The 16,958-nt window shown below is 61.3% G+C and carries 17 protein-coding genes; 10 read left to right on the forward strand and 7 right to left on the reverse strand.

The window, feature by feature from the left end; all coding sequences use genetic code 11:
- Positions 1–15: 15 nt before the first annotated feature.
- Entirely contained in the window at positions 16–384 is a 369-nt protein-coding gene (locus R1T40_RS16690; RefSeq protein WP_317384918.1) for a hypothetical protein, read from the reverse strand.
- Between the two features lie 142 nt (positions 385–526).
- Here R1T40_RS16690 and R1T40_RS16695 point away from each other — a divergent pair, with 142 nt between their 5' ends.
- Positions 527–1,261, forward strand: a complete 735-nt coding sequence (locus R1T40_RS16695) for a metallophosphoesterase family protein (protein ID WP_317384919.1) — start codon at positions 527–529, stop codon at positions 1,259–1,261.
- 210 nt (positions 1,262–1,471) lie between these two features.
- Here the strand turns inward: R1T40_RS16695 and tdh are convergent, their stop codons facing one another.
- The 3 genes from tdh to R1T40_RS16710 all read right to left on the reverse strand — a co-directional run bounded on the left by tdh (position 1,472) and on the right by R1T40_RS16710 (position 4,379).
- Positions 1,472–2,503 (reverse strand): L-threonine 3-dehydrogenase, encoded by a 1,032-nt coding sequence (tdh, locus tag R1T40_RS16700; RefSeq protein WP_106162368.1) that lies wholly within the window; start codon positions 2,501–2,503, stop codon positions 1,472–1,474.
- Between the two features lie 16 nt (positions 2,504–2,519).
- Positions 2,520–3,704: a glycine C-acetyltransferase gene (locus R1T40_RS16705; protein ID WP_317384920.1), complete on the reverse strand. Its 1,185-nt coding sequence runs from the start codon at positions 3,702–3,704 to the stop codon at positions 2,520–2,522.
- Between the two features lie 108 nt (positions 3,705–3,812).
- Positions 3,813–4,379 carry a helix-turn-helix domain-containing protein gene (locus R1T40_RS16710; protein WP_317384921.1) on the reverse strand — a complete coding sequence of 189 codons (567 nt, stop codon included), beginning with the start codon at positions 4,377–4,379 and terminating at the stop codon, positions 3,813–3,815.
- A 108-nt stretch (positions 4,380–4,487) separates the two neighbouring features.
- Between R1T40_RS16710 and R1T40_RS16715 the strand changes: the two genes are divergently transcribed.
- Positions 4,488–5,663, forward strand: coding sequence for an acetyl-CoA C-acyltransferase family protein (locus R1T40_RS16715; RefSeq protein WP_317384922.1), 1,176 nt, complete (start codon positions 4,488–4,490; stop codon positions 5,661–5,663).
- Positions 5,664–5,773: 110 nt separating this feature from the next.
- Here R1T40_RS16715 and ubiB read toward each other — a convergent pair whose 3' ends face one another.
- Both ubiB and ubiE read right to left on the reverse strand, forming a co-directional pair.
- Complete coding sequence (gene ubiB / locus R1T40_RS16720) at positions 5,774–7,300, reverse strand: 2-polyprenylphenol 6-hydroxylase (protein ID WP_317384923.1); 1,527 nt, start codon at positions 7,298–7,300, stop codon at positions 5,774–5,776.
- 3 nt (positions 7,301–7,303) lie between these two features.
- On the reverse strand, positions 7,304–8,056 hold the full coding sequence (gene ubiE / locus R1T40_RS16725; protein WP_317384924.1) for a bifunctional demethylmenaquinone methyltransferase/2-methoxy-6-polyprenyl-1,4-benzoquinol methylase UbiE: 753 nt from the start codon (positions 8,054–8,056) through the stop codon (positions 7,304–7,306).
- An 85-nt stretch (positions 8,057–8,141) separates the two neighbouring features.
- Between ubiE and mutM the strand changes: the two genes are divergently transcribed.
- From mutM to R1T40_RS16760, 7 genes are all read left to right on the forward strand, one after another.
- The gene (mutM, locus tag R1T40_RS16730; protein WP_317384925.1) at positions 8,142–8,993 is read left to right on the forward strand and encodes a bifunctional DNA-formamidopyrimidine glycosylase/DNA-(apurinic or apyrimidinic site) lyase; all 852 of its coding nucleotides are present in this window, start codon (positions 8,142–8,144) and stop codon (positions 8,991–8,993) included.
- A 66-nt stretch (positions 8,994–9,059) separates the two neighbouring features.
- The gene (locus R1T40_RS16735) at positions 9,060–9,836 is read left to right on the forward strand and encodes an enoyl-CoA hydratase (protein ID WP_106162361.1); all 777 of its coding nucleotides are present in this window, start codon (positions 9,060–9,062) and stop codon (positions 9,834–9,836) included.
- Between the two features lie 309 nt (positions 9,837–10,145).
- On the forward strand, positions 10,146–10,409 hold the full coding sequence (rpsT, locus tag R1T40_RS16740; RefSeq protein WP_106162360.1) for a 30S ribosomal protein S20: 264 nt from the start codon (positions 10,146–10,148) through the stop codon (positions 10,407–10,409).
- Between the two features lie 599 nt (positions 10,410–11,008).
- The gene (dnaA, locus tag R1T40_RS16745) at positions 11,009–12,424 is read left to right on the forward strand and encodes a chromosomal replication initiator protein DnaA (RefSeq protein WP_106162359.1); all 1,416 of its coding nucleotides are present in this window, start codon (positions 11,009–11,011) and stop codon (positions 12,422–12,424) included.
- 283 nt (positions 12,425–12,707) lie between these two features.
- Positions 12,708–13,829, forward strand: a complete 1,122-nt coding sequence (dnaN, locus tag R1T40_RS16750; RefSeq protein WP_106162358.1) for a DNA polymerase III subunit beta — start codon at positions 12,708–12,710, stop codon at positions 13,827–13,829.
- Between the two features lie 65 nt (positions 13,830–13,894).
- On the forward strand, positions 13,895–14,992 hold the full coding sequence (gene recF / locus R1T40_RS16755) for a DNA replication/repair protein RecF (protein WP_106162357.1): 1,098 nt from the start codon (positions 13,895–13,897) through the stop codon (positions 14,990–14,992).
- A complete protein-coding gene (locus tag R1T40_RS16760; RefSeq protein WP_317384926.1) occupies positions 14,989–15,609 on the forward strand; it encodes a LysE family translocator in 621 nt (206 codons plus the stop codon). Before recF ends, R1T40_RS16760 begins: the two co-directional genes overlap by 4 nt.
- On the opposite strand, the gene R1T40_RS16765 is transcribed toward R1T40_RS16760, so the two are convergent.
- Entirely contained in the window at positions 15,602–16,189 is a 588-nt protein-coding gene (locus R1T40_RS16765) for a TetR/AcrR family transcriptional regulator (protein ID WP_317384927.1), read from the reverse strand. The genes R1T40_RS16760 and R1T40_RS16765 overlap by 8 nt on opposite strands.
- Before the next feature lie 129 nt (positions 16,190–16,318).
- Between R1T40_RS16765 and R1T40_RS16770 the strand changes: the two genes are divergently transcribed.
- On the forward strand, positions 16,319–16,912 hold the full coding sequence (locus tag R1T40_RS16770; RefSeq protein WP_317384928.1) for an NAD(P)H-dependent oxidoreductase: 594 nt from the start codon (positions 16,319–16,321) through the stop codon (positions 16,910–16,912).
- Positions 16,913–16,958: the final 46 nt, after the last annotated feature.

Consider the following 16,958-nt stretch of genomic DNA (forward strand, 5'->3'; position numbering starts at 1 on the left):
GGACCCGAACTTGCATCACGCAGCGCGGCTGCGGATCACCGTGACCAAGAATATCAGGGCGCTCGCAAGCGTGAGAAAGCTGCCCAGAATGGCCAGCGCATCACCGCCGCCGCTTTTGACGATGGCGATACCCGGCGCGATGGTGCCTACCGCCAGCACCGAAACCACCAGATGCAGGCGCGGCAACCGGCCCTGTGCGGCGGATGGCACCACGTGATAGTAAAATCCATAGAGCGCAAAGCCGACCCAGCCGATCAGGTTCAGATGCGCGTGGGCATTTGCCAAAGTGTGGTCCTTGGAGGCCGCCATCTGGATGCCCCAGATCATTCCGAGTATGCCCAAACATACAGCCAGAACCATGAATCCGAATGCTATTCCCTTCATCCCACGTTCCTTTCCTGGGTGACGGGGTTTTCACCTTGCCCTTGATGCCCCGTTTGCCTTTGTTACCGGTCGAGATGTTATCTCTCCGTGATCTTAGCCGGATAAGACCCGGGCTTGCAGAAAAACTGAAAGAAGAGCCGCTATGACCAAACCCATCTATGCCATCGGTGACATTCACGGGCAGACCGCCCAGCTTGACCGCGCGTTGGAGCTGATCGCAGCAGATGGCGGGCCGGAGGCCGAGGTGGTCTTTGTCGGCGACTACGTGGATCGCGGCCCGGACAGTCGCGGCGTGATTGCGCGGTTGATGCAGGGGCAGGCCGAAGGGCGCAACTGGACCTGCCTCAAGGGCAATCACGACCGGATGTTCGAATGGTTCATGGAGGATACGCCGCGGCATGATCCGCACATGCTGGTGGGCTATCACTGGTTCCATGAACGGATCGGCGGCGTTGCAACGCTAGGGTCCTATGGCCTGGAGGTCCCGGATCGCATCCGGTTGGAGGATCTGCATCGGCAGGCCAAGGCAACGGTCCCCGAGGATCACGTCACCTTCCTGCGGAACCTGTCGCTGTCCCATTTGTCGGGCGATCTGCTTTTCGTGCACGCGGGTGTCCGCCCCGGTATCGCCCTCGCGGATCAGGCGGAAAACGATCTGGTCTGGATCCGGGACGGGTTTCTGGATCACGCCGCGCCGCACCCCTGGCTGGTGGTGCATGGGCACACCGCAGAGCAGCATCCCGTGCACTATGGCAACCGCGTCGATATCGACTGCGGCGCGGGCTATGGACGGGCTTTGGTGCCGGTGGTGTTCGAGGGGACGCAGGCCTGGTGCCTGACCGATCAGGGACGGCAACGCCTGCTGCCGGAAGGATAGATCCAACAGAGCAAATACTTGAGAGAGTTGTATTGCGCCGACTATCGCAAGGGTTGTATGTAGGAACTGCATGTCTCACATACTGACATGTCTGTAACCCCATGCAGACAGCCCCCTGTCATTAGCGATGTTGAGGTGTGATTCACGTTGTCCTTACTCAGGCAGGCGCCCAGAACCCGGGTCGCCTGCCTCCTTTTTTGTCAGGTCCACTCAGGCTTTGGTCCAGTCCAGGACCACCTTGCCGCTCTGACCGGACTTCATCGCCGCAAAACCTTCGGCAAAGTCATCAACCGCAAACCGGTGGGTGATGACGCGGCTCACGTCGAGGCCGTTCTGCAACATCGCGATCATCTTGTACCAGGTTTCGAACATTTCACGCCCGTAGACGCCCTTGAGGGTGATTGCCTTGAACACGATCCGCGACCAGTCCACCGGCGACTTGCCGGGCGGAATGCCCAGAAGCGCGATCTTGCCGCCCATCACCAGCGCTTCCACCATCTGATCAAGCGCCTGCTGGTTGCCTGACATCTCAAGCCCGACGTCAAAGCCTTCCTTTAACCCCAGCTCATGGATCACATCGTTCAGGTCCTCCTTGGCAACATTCACGGTGCGCACCCGGGTGACCTCTTCGGCCAGCGTCAGCCGGTCGGGGTTCACATCGGTGATCACCACATTGCGGGCGCCGGCATGGCGGGCCACGGCGGCGGCCATGATGCCGATGGGGCCGGCGCCGGTGATCAGTACGTCCTCACCCAGCAGATCAAAGCTCAGCGCCGTGTGCACCGCATTGCCAAGCGGGTCGAGGATGGCACCGATCTCGTCCGGGATGTCATCCGGCAGCGGCACCACGTTGAAGGCGGGCAGCCGCAGATATTGCGCAAAGGCCCCCTGTTCGTTGACGCCAATCCCCCGGGTGCCGGGGTCGAGGTGAAATTTGCCCGAGCGCGACTGACGGCTGTCGGTCCGCACCAGATGCCCCTCGCCGGAACACCGCTGCCCGATACTCAGCCCGCTGACATTGCGGCCCAGCTCGACGATCTCACCAGCGAATTCATGACCGGTGATCATCGGCACCGGCACGGTATGCGCGGCCCAGTCATCCCAGTTCCAGATATGGATATCGGTGCCGCAGATGCCGGTGGTGTTGATCTTGATCAGCACCTCATCAGGGCCGATCTCCGGCACCGGCGCCTGTACCATCCACAGGCCTTCCTCGGGCTTGGATTTCTCCAGGGCTTTCATTGTGTTTGGTCGCATCTCAAATCACCCCGTAGGCTTTGCCAGCCCGTTCAAACGCACCAAGCGCCCGGGTCAGATCTTCCCGGGTCAGGGCGGCGTTCATCTGGGTGCGGATGCGGGCCTTGCCTTTGGGCACCACCGGGAAGAAGAAGCCGGAGACATAGACGCCCTCCTCAAACAGCTTTGCAGCCATCGCCTGCGCCAGCTTGGCGTCGCCCAGCATCACCGGGATGATCGGGTGCTCTCCGGGCAACAGGTCAAACCCCAGCTCGGTCAGCCCGGCACGCCAGAACCGAGCGTTTTCCACCAGCTGTTGACGCAGCTCCGCGCCTTCCTCTACCAGCCGGATCGCTTCCAGCCCCGCAGCCACCACTGCGGGGGGCAAGGAATTCGAGAACAGATAGGGCCGCGCGCGCTGACGCAGCAGGTCGATCACCGGTTGCGGCCCGGCGATATAGCCGCCGATCGCGCCCCCCAGCGCCTTGCCCAGCGTGCCGGTGAGGATGTCGACCTCGACCCCGAAATGATCCGGCGTCCCGGCGCCCCTTGTGCCCATGAAACCGGTGGCGTGGCAGTCATCGACCATCACCACCGCATCATAACGGTCGGCAATCTCGCGGATCGCGGGCAGGTTTGCCAGATAGCCATCCATGGAGAAGACCCCATCGGTCGCCACCATGATATGACGCGCACCCGCGGCGCGGGCGTCTTTCAACTTGGCCTCAAGGTCCACCATATCGTTGTTGGCATAGCGGTAGCGCTGCGCCTTGCAGAGACGAATGCCGTCGATGATGGACGCGTGGTTGAGACTGTCGGAGATGATCGCATCTTCCGGCCCCAACAGCGGTTCGAAAAGCCCGCCATTGGCATCAAAACAAGCGGCAAAGAGAATCGAATCATCCATGCCGAGGAACTGCGCAATGCGCTGCTCGAGTTCGCGGTGCAGATCCTGGGTGCCGCAGATGAAGCGGACCGAGGCCATGCCATAACCCTTCTTGTCCATCACCGATTTGGCCGCCGCAATCAGGTCTGGATGATCGGCGAGGCCGAGATAGTTATTGGCACAGAGGTTGATGACCGCGCGGTCGCCCACGTGGATCTCGCCCGCCTGGGGCGAGGTGATCATTCGCTCGCGCTTGTACAGACCATCGGCCTCGATCTGCGTCAGGGTTTCGCTGATGTGGCTGAGAAAAGCATTGGACATGAGCACGACTCCGGTTGTTTCCCGAAGTCTGTCATACTGGATGCGTATCCGTAAAGATGGAATTATGGTTTTGCGGAAAAAAATCCGCAATACTGGAATTCAGACCATTCAGCCCGTCTTCACGATCAGAAACACCCGCGCCGGGCCATCGAGGGCCGTGATGGCATGGGGCACATCGGCTGCGTAGCGTGCAGTGTCCCCCGGCGACAGCTGCTCATTGGCGGTGCCGGAGGTGATCACGACCGCCCCTTCCAGCACCGTCAGCTGCTCCAAAGTGCCCGGCCCATGCGGTTGGCTGTTCAGCGCGCCGCCCAAGGCAAAGCTAATGTCATAGACCTCATGCCCGCCGACGTCCTCTGGCGGTGACAGGATCGCGATGGTGCAACGGGCGGATTTGCTGTCGATGACCGGAACCTGCGGTGCGCGCAGCACCTCGATATGATCCACCGCCTCGCCGGTTTCCAAGAGCCCGGCAAAATCCACCTGCAAGGCCCGGGTCAGGTTCCACAGGGTCGCGATGGTAGGCGAGCTTTCGCCGCGTTCGATCTGGCTCACCATGGAGCGGCTGACGCCGGAGAGGTTGGCCACCGCCTCCAGGCTCAAACCCTGCGCCCGGCGCGCCTCTTTCAGGCGGGCAGGCAGGAGGGTCAGGATATCGTCTGTCGTTTCCGTCATAACGGAGTAGTGGCGCGCCGGCTGGGGAGTGTCAATGACGGGACGTTGCGGGCGACAGGTTGATGCTGCGGGTGCATAGTGATCGGCAAAGCACATGAGGAGTGAGACATGACCGATATCGTGATTCTGGACGGCGCGCGCACCGCCATCGGCACCTTTGGCGGATCGCTTGCGGGGACTGCGCCGATCGATCTGGGTACCGTGGTGGCAAAGGCGGCGATGGAGCGGTCCGGGGTGGAGCCCGCGCAGATCGGCTCCGTTGTGTATGGCCATGTCATCAATACCGAACCGCGCGACATGTATCTGTCCCGCGTGGCGGCGATGCAAGCTGGCGTGCCGGACAGTGTGCCGGCGATGAACGTGAACCGGCTGTGTGGCTCGGGCGCGCAGGCGATCGTCTCCGGTATTCAGGCCCTGATGCTGGGCGATGCAGAGTTTGCACTCACAGGCGGGGCCGAGAATATGTCGCGCAGCCCCTTCATCACGCCCTCGACCCGCTGGGGGCAGAAGATGGGGGATGTGCAATCCCTCGACATGATGCTGGGGGCCCTGAACTGCCCCTTCGGCACTGGCCATATGGGCGTCACCGCCGAGAAGGTTGCCGATGAGCACGAGATCACCCGCGCCCAGATGGACGCCTTTGCGCTGGCCAGCCAGACCCGAGCTGCGGCGGCCATCGAGGCGGGGTCTTTCAAGGAGCAGATCGTCCCGGTCGAGGTGAAGGTCAAGCGCGACATGGTGCCGTTTGAGGTGGATGAGCACCCCAAGGGCACCTCGATGGAGGCGCTGGCAGGCTTGCGCGCTGTGTTCCAGAAAGACGGCCGGGTCACGGCGGGCAATGCCTCCGGCATCAACGACGGCGCGGCAGCACTGGTGCTGGCAACGGCGGATGCGGCGGAGAAGGCTGGGCTGAAACCCAAGGCCCGTATCCTCGGTTATGCCCATGCCGGCGTGCGCCCCGAGGTGATGGGCATCGGGCCGATCCCGGCGGTGGAGAAGCTGCTGCAGCGGATCGACATGACGGTGGGTGACTTCGACCTGATCGAATCCAACGAGGCCTTTGCCGCGCAGGCCCTGGCGGTGAACAAGGCGCTGGGACTGGATGCAGATCGGGTGAACCCCAACGGTGGTGCAATTGCGCTTGGCCATCCGGTGGGCGCCACGGGAGCCATCATCACCGTCAAGGCGCTCTATGAGCTGGAGCGCACCGGCGGTACCCGCGCGATCATCACCATGTGCATTGGTGGCGGACAGGGCATTGCGCTGGCGATCGAACGGCTGTGATCTGCGCCTTGGGGGAGGGGCGCTGCCCCTCTGGCCTTTTGGGCCATTCACCACGGGATGTTTGGAGTTAGAAGAATGAGGGGCGCGGCGTTGGGCCGCGCCCCTGACTGTCAGAGCATATGTGTGGCAAGGAGGGTTGTGACGATCCCGGCCACCACGCCGAGGGCGGCGGCGCGTTTCCACGGGCGATGGCCCTGGTCGGCTTCCGGCTCGCCAGCCTGGGCGATCAATGCGCGTTCCACCAGCCCCGGCAAACGGGGGCCGAAACGGGCCAGAACCATCGCGGTTTTGCCCAGATCGGCGGCGATGGCGCGGGGGCCGATCGACGACTTGATGTAATCCTCCACCACCGGTTTGGCGACGTCCCAGATGTTGATACGCGGATCGAGCGAGCGGGCCACGCCCTCCACCACCACCATGGTGCGCTGCAACAGGATCAGCTCGGTGCGGGTTTCCATGCCGAACCGTTCTGTGACCTCGAATAGATAATTCAGCAGGCGGCCCATGGAGATATGGGTGGCGTCCATGCCAAAGATCGGTTCTCCCACCGCACGCAGAGCACGGGCGAATTCGTCCACATCCTGATGGGCGGGCACGTAACCGGCCTCGAAATGCACCTCGGCCACGCGCTGATAATCGCGCTTGATGAAACCATAGAGGATTTCTGCATAGACCCGGCGGGTGTAGAGGTCGATATGCCCCATAATGCCAAAGTCATAGGCGATAATGTCACCGTCGGCAGCCACCTTCATGTTGCCCTGATGCATATCGGCATGGAAGAATCCGTCGCGCAGGGCATGGTTGAGGAAGAGCGACAGCACCCGTTCGCCGAGGGCGCGCCGGTCATGACCGGCAGCATCCAGCGCCGCATTGTCGCCGATCGGCAACCCGTCGGCCCAGCCCAGAGTCATCACCCGGCGCGCGGAGAGGTCCCATTTGACCGGCGGCAGCTTGAACCCCGCATCTTTTGCGGTGTTGTCGGCAAATTCCGAGGCGGCAGCGCTTTCCAGTCGCAGATCCAGTTCGCCCCGGACCACCCCGTCGAAATGTTCGATCACATCCATCGGCCGCAGGCGCCGGGCGCCGGGGGCGCAAATATCAACGATCCGGGCAGCAAAATAGAAGGCATCCACATCCTTGCGAAAGGCGCGCTCGATGCCCGGGCGCAGCACTTTCACCGCCACATCCTGACCGGTGTCGGCCAGTTTGGCGTGATGGACCTGCGCGATCGACGCGGCGGCGATCGGCTCGGAAAACTCCGAGAAGATCTCAGACACCGGGCGGCCCAGTTCCTTTTCCACCTCGGCCATGGCACGCTCTTTGGCGAAGGGCGGCAGCTTGTCCTGCAGCACGCGCAATTGCAGTGCCATGTCCTCGCCCACCACATCCGGGCGGGTCGACAGCACCTGGCCGAACTTTATGTAGGCCGGACCCAGCGCTGTCAGCGCGCGCGGGGCAGGGGGCATTGCGGGATCGCCCTTGTAGCCCAGCCACTGGAACGGCCAGCCGAGCGTGTAGGCCACCATGCGCAGGGGCGCCGGGGCGTCAAAGGCGTCGAGCACCACGTTCATGGCACCTGTGCGCACCAGGGTTGCGCCTGTCCGGATCAGGCGGATGATGTTGTGAGGACCGCGCATGGCTCAGATCTTCCAGCCGGAATGCAGCGCCGCGATACCCATGGACAGGTTGCGGAATTTGGCATTCTCGAAACCGGCCTGTTTGACCATCCCAAGGAAGCTGTCCTGATCGGGGAAGTTGCGGATCGATTCCACCAGATACTGGTAGCTGTCGTAATCGCCGGCAATCATCTCGCCCATACGGGGGATGACGTTGAAGCTGTAGAGATCATAGAGCTTTTGCAGCCCGTCGTTGGGCAGCTGCGAGAATTCGAGCACCATCAGGCGGCCGCCGGGTTTCAACACGCGGTAGGCTTCGTTCAAGGCCTCCTGCGGGCGGGTCACATTCCGGATGCCGAAAGAGATCGTGTAGACGTCAAAGGTATTGTCCTTGAACGGCAGTGCCATCGCGTCACCGGTGACCCAATCCAGACTGTCGGCCATCTGCTCGGCCTCGGCACGCTTGCGTCCCTCTTCCAGCATCGGCGCGGTGAGGTCCAGCACTGTGGAATGACCTTGGCCTGCGCGTTTCAAAAAGCGGAAGGAGATATCGCCGGTGCCGCCCGCCACATCCAGCAGCCGCTGGCCGGGGCGCGGGGCCAGCCAGTCCATCATCGCATCCTTCCAGACCCGGTGAATCCCGAGGCTCATTACGTCGTTCATAACGTCATATTTGGAGGCGACGGAGTTGAATACGCCCTGCACCCGGCCCGCCTTTTCGTGCTCCGGCACGGATTGGAAGCCGAAATGGGTGGTGCTGTCAGATTTCTCGGTCATATGGCTTGCCGTCCTCGCAGTTTCGCACTTGTTATAGAGCGCTCACAGGGCGGTACAATGCGCCCATCTGTCAGGGAGTCATCTAATGCCAGAATTGCCCGAGGTCGAGACGGTGATGCGGGGGCTGCAGCCTTCGATGGAGGGTGCGGTGATCACACGCGCCGACGTGAACCGTCCTGATCTGCGCTGGCCTTTTCCCGACGGCATGGCGGATCGGCTGTCCGGGCGGCGCGTTGTTGCGATGCGGCGGCGGTCAAAATACATCCTAGCGGACCTTGATAGCGGGGAGACCCTGCTGGTGCATCTGGGCATGTCCGGGCGGATGACCGTCTCTGGCGACCCGCTGGGGCAGTTCGCGCATAACCACCCGGCGCAGGCGAAACACGACCATGTGGTGTTCCATATGGAAAACGGTGCCCGAGTGACATTCAACGACCCGCGCCGCTTTGGCGCGATGGATCTGCTGGAAACGGCCACCGCGGACCGCCACAAGCTGCTGGCGGTGCTGGGGCCGGAGCCCTTGGGTAATGATTTTCACGAGGCGCATCTGGTCGCCGCCTTCAAGGGGCGCCGCACGCCGGTGAAATCGGCGCTTCTGGATCAGGGAATCATCGCCGGACTGGGCAATATCTACGTCTGCGAGGCGCTGTTCCGGGCGGGCATTTCGCCACGTCGCGAAGTGGGCCGGATCAGTGAAACGCGGGTTGCGTCTCTGGTGCCTATCATTCGCCAAGTGCTTCAGGAGGCTATCATCGCAGGCGGCTCTTCGCTCAAGGATTTCCGGCAAGCCAATGGAGAACTTGGATATTTCCAGCACAGCTTTGATGTGTATGGACGCGAAGGTGCGCCCTGCAGGCGCGAGGGATGCGATGGTACAGTGGCTCGAATCACCCAATCCGGGCGATCCTCCTTCTACTGTGGCAAGTGCCAAAGATAGCTTGAAAGCGAGAGCCGCCGTGATAAGGACTGGAAGCTCAGGAGAAACAATCGAAAGCGAACTGTCATGGCCTATGAGACGATCAACGTCGATACTCAGGACCACGTCTGCCTCATCAAGCTGAACCGGCCTGAAGCGTTGAACGCGCTCAATTCCGTCCTTCTGGGTGAGTTGTGTGCCGCTTTGGAAGAAGCGGATGCCAGCGATAAGGTGCGTTGCATCGTGCTGACCGGCTCGGAGAAAGCCTTTGCCGCGGGCGCCGACATCAAGGAGATGTCGGAAATGAGCTATGTCGATGTGTTCACATCGAACCTGTTTGCCGCTGCCAATGATCGTATTTCGGCCATCCGTAAGCCGATCATCGCGGCTGTCTCTGGCTATGCGCTGGGCGGCGGGTGTGAGATCGCCATGATGTGCGACTTCATCATTGCTGCGGACACTGCCAAATTTGGCCAGCCAGAGATCAACCTCGGTGTCGTGGCCGGCATGGGCGGCACGCAACGTCTGACCCGGTTTGTCGGCAAATCCAAATCCATGGATATGAACCTGACAGGGCGCTTCATGGCGGCCGAAGAAGCAGAGCGTGCTGGTCTGGTATCACGGGTCGTCCCGGCCAAGAAGCTGCTGGAAGAGACCATGGCTGCCGCTCAGAAGATCACCGAAAAATCGGTGCTGACCTCGATGGCAGTGAAGGAATCGGTCAATCGTGCCTACGAAGTGCCGTTGAGCGAAGGTATGTTGTTCGAGCGCCGGGTTTTCCACTCGATGTTTGCAACCGAAGATCAAAAAGAAGGTATGGCAGCGTTCCTCGAAAAGCGCGAAGCGCAGTTCCGGGATAAGTAATCGGGATTTGAGGGCGAGCCACCTGCGAAGACGTGCGGAGCCTCTGGTCGGCTCTGATGTCCGGTAGCTGCCGAAGAGATACAGTGATTCAAAGCGGGCATGATGTGCCCGCTTTTTCTTTGGCCACACCGTCTCCGAAGCGGGGGCGCATTGCTTGCTTGCGCTTGTACAGGAAATCCATTAGGAACCGCCGTCATACATGCGCGTGCAGCCCGCTCTGGCTAGAATCACGACCGGTGACTTGATCCGGGTTCGGCTGGCATTCGCCATTATTGTACACTACGAACTCGAAGATAAGGTCACCACACCATGGCAAATACACCTCAGGCAAAGAAGCGCGCACGTCAGAACGAAAAGCGCTTTGCTGTTAACAAAGCTCGTCGTTCGCGCATCCGTACCTACCTGCGTAAAGTCGAAGAAGCACTGGCATCCGGCGACAAGGAAGCTGCAACCGCAGCCCTGCGTGCGGCACAGCCAGAGCTGATGCGTGGTGTGACCAAAGGCGTCTACCACAAGAACACCGCATCCCGTAAGATTTCCCGTCTGTCCGCGCGTGTGAAGGCCCTGGGCTAAGGCTCGACTCGCACTTGCGAACAGACGATTCTAGGGCGCCGCAGGACGCGGTGGTTTTCTAGATTTCAATACTAAAAAGCACCGCCTATGGCGGTGTTTTTTTGTCTTAGGGATTTCGGTCACTTCTGATGAGTCTCGGGGATTCTTTGCCACCGAAGCCGGAGTCAACATCATAGTTTCGTTGCCGCTCCCTGCCCGAAATTGCTACCACTGTTACAGCGATTCATTCGCTGGGGGGACAGGCTGCTCGCGGCAACTCTAACGGGCATTAGAGTTGTCATGGCTGGTGAACTGCGCGCTGCGCGTGGCACCGGACAGTGATATATTGGCGCACTGCGCTGAACACTGTGTTTAGGCAACTGTCCTACTTCAGCGATCTAAGGGTTGAGCGTTTTTTTGCGTCGCGGACGTTTGTGTGGTGTCGCGCGCTTTTGACGTTGTTTTCGGTTTTCGAAACACGTGAATGTCAGCTTGCTTGCAGGCTGGCAGCGCTCTTTTTGTGCCCGATCGCATCTGGTTGCCGCATTAGTGGCAAGCGGATTGGGACGATACGAAAGGCCGTTACAATTGGCCATAACATAGGATGCGTGAGGCGCAGCATGACAGACGACACATGGGGTCTACTAAGAAAACGTTTGCTAAAGACGGTGGGACAGAACAACTTTACGACATGGATTGAGCCGCTTGAACTGGAGCAGGTCTCCGGGGGGGTGGCTACGTTTCAGGTGCCCACAAATTTCATGGGCAACTATGTTAGCCAGAACTTTGCGGATCTGATCCTGCATGAATTTAACCTGTCGGGTGAACCGGTTCAGCGTTTGGCCTTCAAGGTCGCCGCGAATTCCCCGACTCGTCCGGTACAGCCGACGGTATCCGAAGCGATCGAGGCACCGATGGCCTCAACGCAGAATGCCGTTTCGGAGCAGCCTGCCGTGCGGGACGCCGTCGCCTCAGCGAAGTCTCCGCTGGAAGAGCTGCAAGCGGCTCCGCTGGATTCGCGGTTTACCTTTGACAGCTTTGTTGTGGGTAAGCCCAACGAGTTGGCTCATGCTGCCGCGCGTCGCGTGGCCGAGGGCGGTCCCGTGACCTTCAACCCGCTGGTGCTGTATGGTGGCGTGGGGCTAGGCAAGACGCACCTGATGCACGCTATCGCTTGGGAGCTGAAAGAACGCGACCCACAGCTGAACGTGCTGTATCTGTCGGCAGAACAGTTCATGTATCGCTTCGTGCAGGCGCTGCGCGAACGCAAGATGATGGATTTCAAGCACCTGTTCCGCTCCGTCGATGTGCTGATGGTCGATGATGTGCAGTTCATTGCCGGTAAGGATTCCACACAAGAGGAGTTCTTCCACACGTTCAACGCGCTGGTGGATCAGAACAAGCAAATCATCATCTCTGCCGACCGTGCGCCGGGCGAGATCAAGGATCTCGAGGATCGTGTGAAATCCCGCCTGCAGTGTGGCCTGGTTGTGGACCTGCATCCGACCGACTACGAGCTGCGTCTGGGCATCCTGCAGACCAAGGTGGAGCAGAACCGCAAGAACTACCCGGATCTGCAGATCGCGGATGGTGTGCTGGAGCTGCTGGCGCATCGGATCTCGACCAATGTGCGGGTGCTTGAGGGCGCGCTGACCCGTCTGTTCGCCTTCGCCTCGCTCGTGGGGCGTGAGATCGACATGGATCTCACCCAGGACTGTCTGGCGGATGTGCTGCGCGCCTCCGAGCGCAAGATCACCGTCGAGGAGATCCAGCGCAAGGTGTCGGAATACTACAACATCCGCATGTCCGACATCATCGGCCCCAAGCGCCTGCGCTCCTATGCGCGGCCGCGTCAGGTGGCGATGTATCTCTGCAAGCAGCTGACCAGCCGCAGCCTGCCGGAAATCGGACGCCGCTTTGGCGGGCGCGACCACACCACCGTCATGCATGGGGTGCGCCGCATCGAAGAGCTGAAAACAATCGACGGCCAGATCGCCGAAGACGTGGAAATGCTGCGCCGCTCTTTGGAGGCGTAGCGCCAAAAGAAAACAGGCAGGTGGCGCCTCAAATTCATCTGCCGATCTTTACCGGCCCCGGGTGCCCACCGGGGCCGGTTTTTGTTTGGGGCGCGGCAAATCAGACGCAACCGGAAATGTTTTTTGTCTTTGAGCACAGGCGCGGCTCTCAGCCCTTGACGGCCCCTCCAATCCCTTGGAGAAATCAATAAAAAACCTTGTGTTGAAGGGTGGGGGCGTTAATCTGCCGGTCCGGTCGAACCACCGCCTTTCCAAGACTGCCAGCCAAAGAGGAATGAGGGATATGAAGATCAGCATTGAGCGCGGTACGCTTCTGAAGGCTGTGGCGCAGGCACAGTCGGTTGTTGAGCGGCGCAACACCATTCCGATCTTGGCAAATGTGCTGATCGAGGCGGAGGGCAGCGACGTGATGTTCCGCGCCACCGACCTGGATATCGAGGTGGTCGACAAGGCCCCCGCTCAGGTGGAGCGCGCCGGTGCCACCACGGTCGCCGCCACCACTCTGCATGAAATCGTCCGCAAGCTGCCCGATGGCGCGCTGGTGACCCTCACTGCGGATGCCGCAACGGGCCGCTTGACCGTAGAGGCCGGCCGGTCGAATTTCTCGTTGGCGACCCTGCCGCGCGAGGATTTCCCGGTGATGGCCACCTCGGAGTACCACTCGAATTTCACCGCCAACGCTGCCGTGCTGCGCCGGTTGTTCGACAAGTCGAAGTTCGCCATCTCCACGGAGGAGACGCGCTATTATCTGAACGGTGTCTACATGCATGTCTCCACCGGTGAGAGCGGCGGCAAGGTGCTGCGCTGCGTCGCCACCGATGGTCACCGTCTGGCCCGCATCGACGCGGATTTGCCGATGGGCGCCGAGGACATGCCCGGCGTGATTGTGCCGCGCAAGACCGTGGGCGAGATGCGCAAGCTGCTGGACGATGACGAGATGGACATCGCGGTGTCGGTTTCAGAGACCAAGGTGCGCTTTGCCACGCCGAACATCACCCTGACCTCCAAGGTCATCGACGGCACCTTCCCCGACTACACACGGGTGATTCCAGTGGGCAACACCCGGCGGCTGGAAGTGGACGCCAGCGAGTTTGCCAAGGCGGTGGACCGGGTGGCCACGGTGTCATCGGAACGCTCGCGTGCGGTGAAGCTACAGCTGGACGAGGACCGCCTGGTGCTGTCGGTGAACGCGCCCGATAGCGGTGCCGCCGAAGAAGAGTTGGCGGTGGCTTATAACGACGAGGGGCTGGAGATCGGCTTCAACGCCAAGTATCTTCTTGAGATCGCCAATCAGGTGGACCGCGAAAACGCCGTGTTCATGTTCAACTCCTCCGGCGATCCGACCCTGATGCGCGAAGGCAGCGACGAGAGCGCGGTTTACGTGGTCATGCCGATGCGCGTCTGACCCTTGTTGGAGCGGGCCTTTCGGCCCGGCCTCCGGCGGAGGTATTTCTGGAAAGATGAAGGCCCGTGCTGGCACTGACTTCCCTGTTCATCTCTCACTTCCGCTCGCATTTGCGGGCGGATTTGCATTTGGATGCGCGGCCCGTGGCCATCCATGGTAACAATGGCGCTGGCAAGACCAATATCCTGGAGGCGGTGTCGCTGTTTTCTCCGGGACGCGGATTGCGGCGGGCTTCGGCTGCCGACATGGCGCGCCAGCCCGAGGCGCTCGGTTGGAAGCTGCGCGGAGTCTTGCAGACCACCCGACAGGCCTACGAGGTGGAGACCTCCTCTGAGGGCGGCAATGCCCGGCAGGTGAAGATCGACAACAAAAGCGCCAGTCAGGTGGCACTGGGTCGCATCGCCCGAGTGGTCTGGCTGGTTCCTGCGATGGACCGGCTGTGGATCGAGGGCGCTGAGGGGCGGCGGCGGTTTCTAGACCGGATCGCGCTCAGCTTCGACCCCGATCATGCCGAGGCGACATTGACCTATGAAAAGGCGATGCGGGAGCGTAACCGGCTGCTGAAGGACAATGTTCGCGACGCCGGTTGGTATCGGGTGCTGGAAGGGCAGATGGCAGAGGCCGGCCACCGCATCCACGCCACCCGCGTGGCGTCGGTGGCACGGCTTGCGGCGGCACAGGCCGAGGCCGAGACCGCCTTTCCGATAGCCGATCTGCAGCTTGTTCAGGCCGAGGGCGAAATGCCCGGAAATGCCGCCGATCTGCACGCCGCACTTGCGGATGGGCGCGCCCGCGACCTGGCGGCCGGGCGCACCCTGGTGGGGCCGCACCGCAGCGATCTATTGGGCACTTACGCCGCCAAAAATCTACCAGCAAAGGAGTGTTCCACCGGCGAGCAGAAAGCGCTGCTGGTGTCGCTGATCCTCGCCAATGCGCGCGCGTTGCAGGCGGAGGAGGGGGCGGCACCGATCCTGCTGTTGGATGAGGTCGCCGCGCACCTGGATGCGGGGCGCCGCGGCGCGCTTTATGACGAGATTTGCGCCCTGGGCACCCAGGCCTGGATGACTGGCACCGGGCCGGAGTTGTTTGCCGAGCTTGGCGACCGGGCGCAGCATCTGACTGTAACCGATAGGACTGGTATAAGTGAGGTGAGCCAGACATGACCTTGACCCCCTGGGATCTCGCGATCTACGCGGGCGCTGTCTTTGTGCTGTTCCTCACCCCCGGACCGGTCTGGCTGGCGCTGGTGGCGCGGGCGATGGCGGGGGGCTTTCACGCTGGCTGGCCACTGGCGATCGGGGTCTCGGTCGGGGATGCTGTCTGGCCGCTGGTTGCGATCCTCGGGGTTGGATGGATCACCGCCGCCTCGGCCCAGATTGCGCTGGTGCTGAAGGGCGTGGCGGTACTGGTGTTTCTGGTGATGGGGGTTGCGACGATCCGCAGCGCGGGCCAGCCGATCAGCACCAACAGCCGGTTGACCCGGCCTGGCCATTGGGCAGGATTTGTGGCCGGGGTCATCGTGATCCTCGGCAATCCCAAGGCAGCGCTGTTCTACATGGGCATCCTGCCCGGGTTCTTTGATCTTTCTGCGGTGAACGCGCAGGACATCGCGGCGATCATCGTGGTTTCGATGGTGGTGCCGATGCTGGGCAACATCATCCTCGCGGGCTTTGTCGGGCGGGTGCGGATGTTGCTATCATCGCCCACGGCACTCAGGCGGATGAACCTTGGCGCAGGCTATTTGCTGATCGCTGTCGCGGCCATCATCCCCTTCACCTGACCAGCCAGCGTTCCAGGTAAGGCAGGATCGCCTCTGCCGGTGGCCTCTTGTCTGCGTGTTCCATGCAAAAACCGATGGCGAGCACATGGTTCAGGAAGGCCTGTACACCCTCTGCCAGCAGCGCAGGGTCCGTGTCGGCGCGCAGGGTCCCCTCGGCCTGCAGGGCGTTGATCCAGCCAGCAAACATAGTGATCTGGCGGATGAAGCCTTGGGTGATGACCTCGTCCACCTCCGCCCCGGTGGTGCCCGAATAGCGCAACAGCAGGTCGAAGATGACCCGATCTTGCGCCACGAAGTTCAAAAGCGGCGCGAGCCGGTCGGCGATCTCGGCGGGGCTCTGCGGCCTGGGTGCGGCCTCCATCTCGTCGAGAAAACCCATCACTCGAGCGCCGAGAATCACCGTCAGCAGCCCGTCCTTGTCGCCGAAATGCGAGAAGAACGTGCCCTTGGCGACGCCGGCTTTCTCCACCACGTCTTCAACGCGCAGCGCAGAGCAGCCCTGGGTGTCGATGATCTCCTCGGCAACGGACAGCAGCTTGGCCCTTGTTTCCAAACGACGTTTCTGCGGGGCGCGTGGCATTAGGTTGAAACCTCCGATAAGAAAAATATGACCGCGGTCAATTTATAAGTTGACCATGGTCACTTTTGTGGACATTGACGAGGCAGCGGCAAATTGACCGCGGTCACAATTAGCAGAGCGGAGCCTGTCATGTCCACGCGAAAGATCATCATCCTGAACGGTCATCCCGGCCAAACGTCCCTCAACAAGACCCTTGCCGAAGCCTATCGGGACTCGGCGATAAATGCCGGTCACGAGGTTCGATACCACGACCTTTCGGCGATGCAGTTCGACATGGACTACGGGCTGGGTGGCTATCATAGCGCCAAGCCTCTGGAAGCGGATCTGGAGGCATTCGTCGGCGATTTGGAGTGGGCGGAGCATGTGGTGCTCACAACGCCGCTGTGGTGGGGAGCGATGCCCGCCAAGCTCAAGGGGGCTTTTGATCGCGCATTATTGCCGGGCCGCACCTTCGACACGCGCAACACCTCTGCGCTTGGGTTGCCCGCGCCGATGCTGACCGGAAAAACGGCGCGCGTTCTGATGACGTCGGATACGCCGTCGATCTTCCTGAAACTGTTCTACGGGAACGCGATCAAGAAGATCCTGTCGCGGCAAATCCTTGGTTTTGTGGGCATCAAGCCAACCCGTTTCACCTCTTTTGCACCAGCGTCACATCCGGCGGAGTCACAGGTCAAAGCATGGTGTGAAAAATCAGCTGAACTTGGGGCGCGCGCAGCATGATTCTGCCAAGAAAAAAGGGGGCTTGCGCGTGACATCCCCCCTCGGA

It is taken from the genome of Tritonibacter scottomollicae (genome assembly GCF_032924845.1).
GTDB lineage: Bacteria > Pseudomonadota > Alphaproteobacteria > Rhodobacterales > Rhodobacteraceae > Epibacterium > Epibacterium scottomollicae.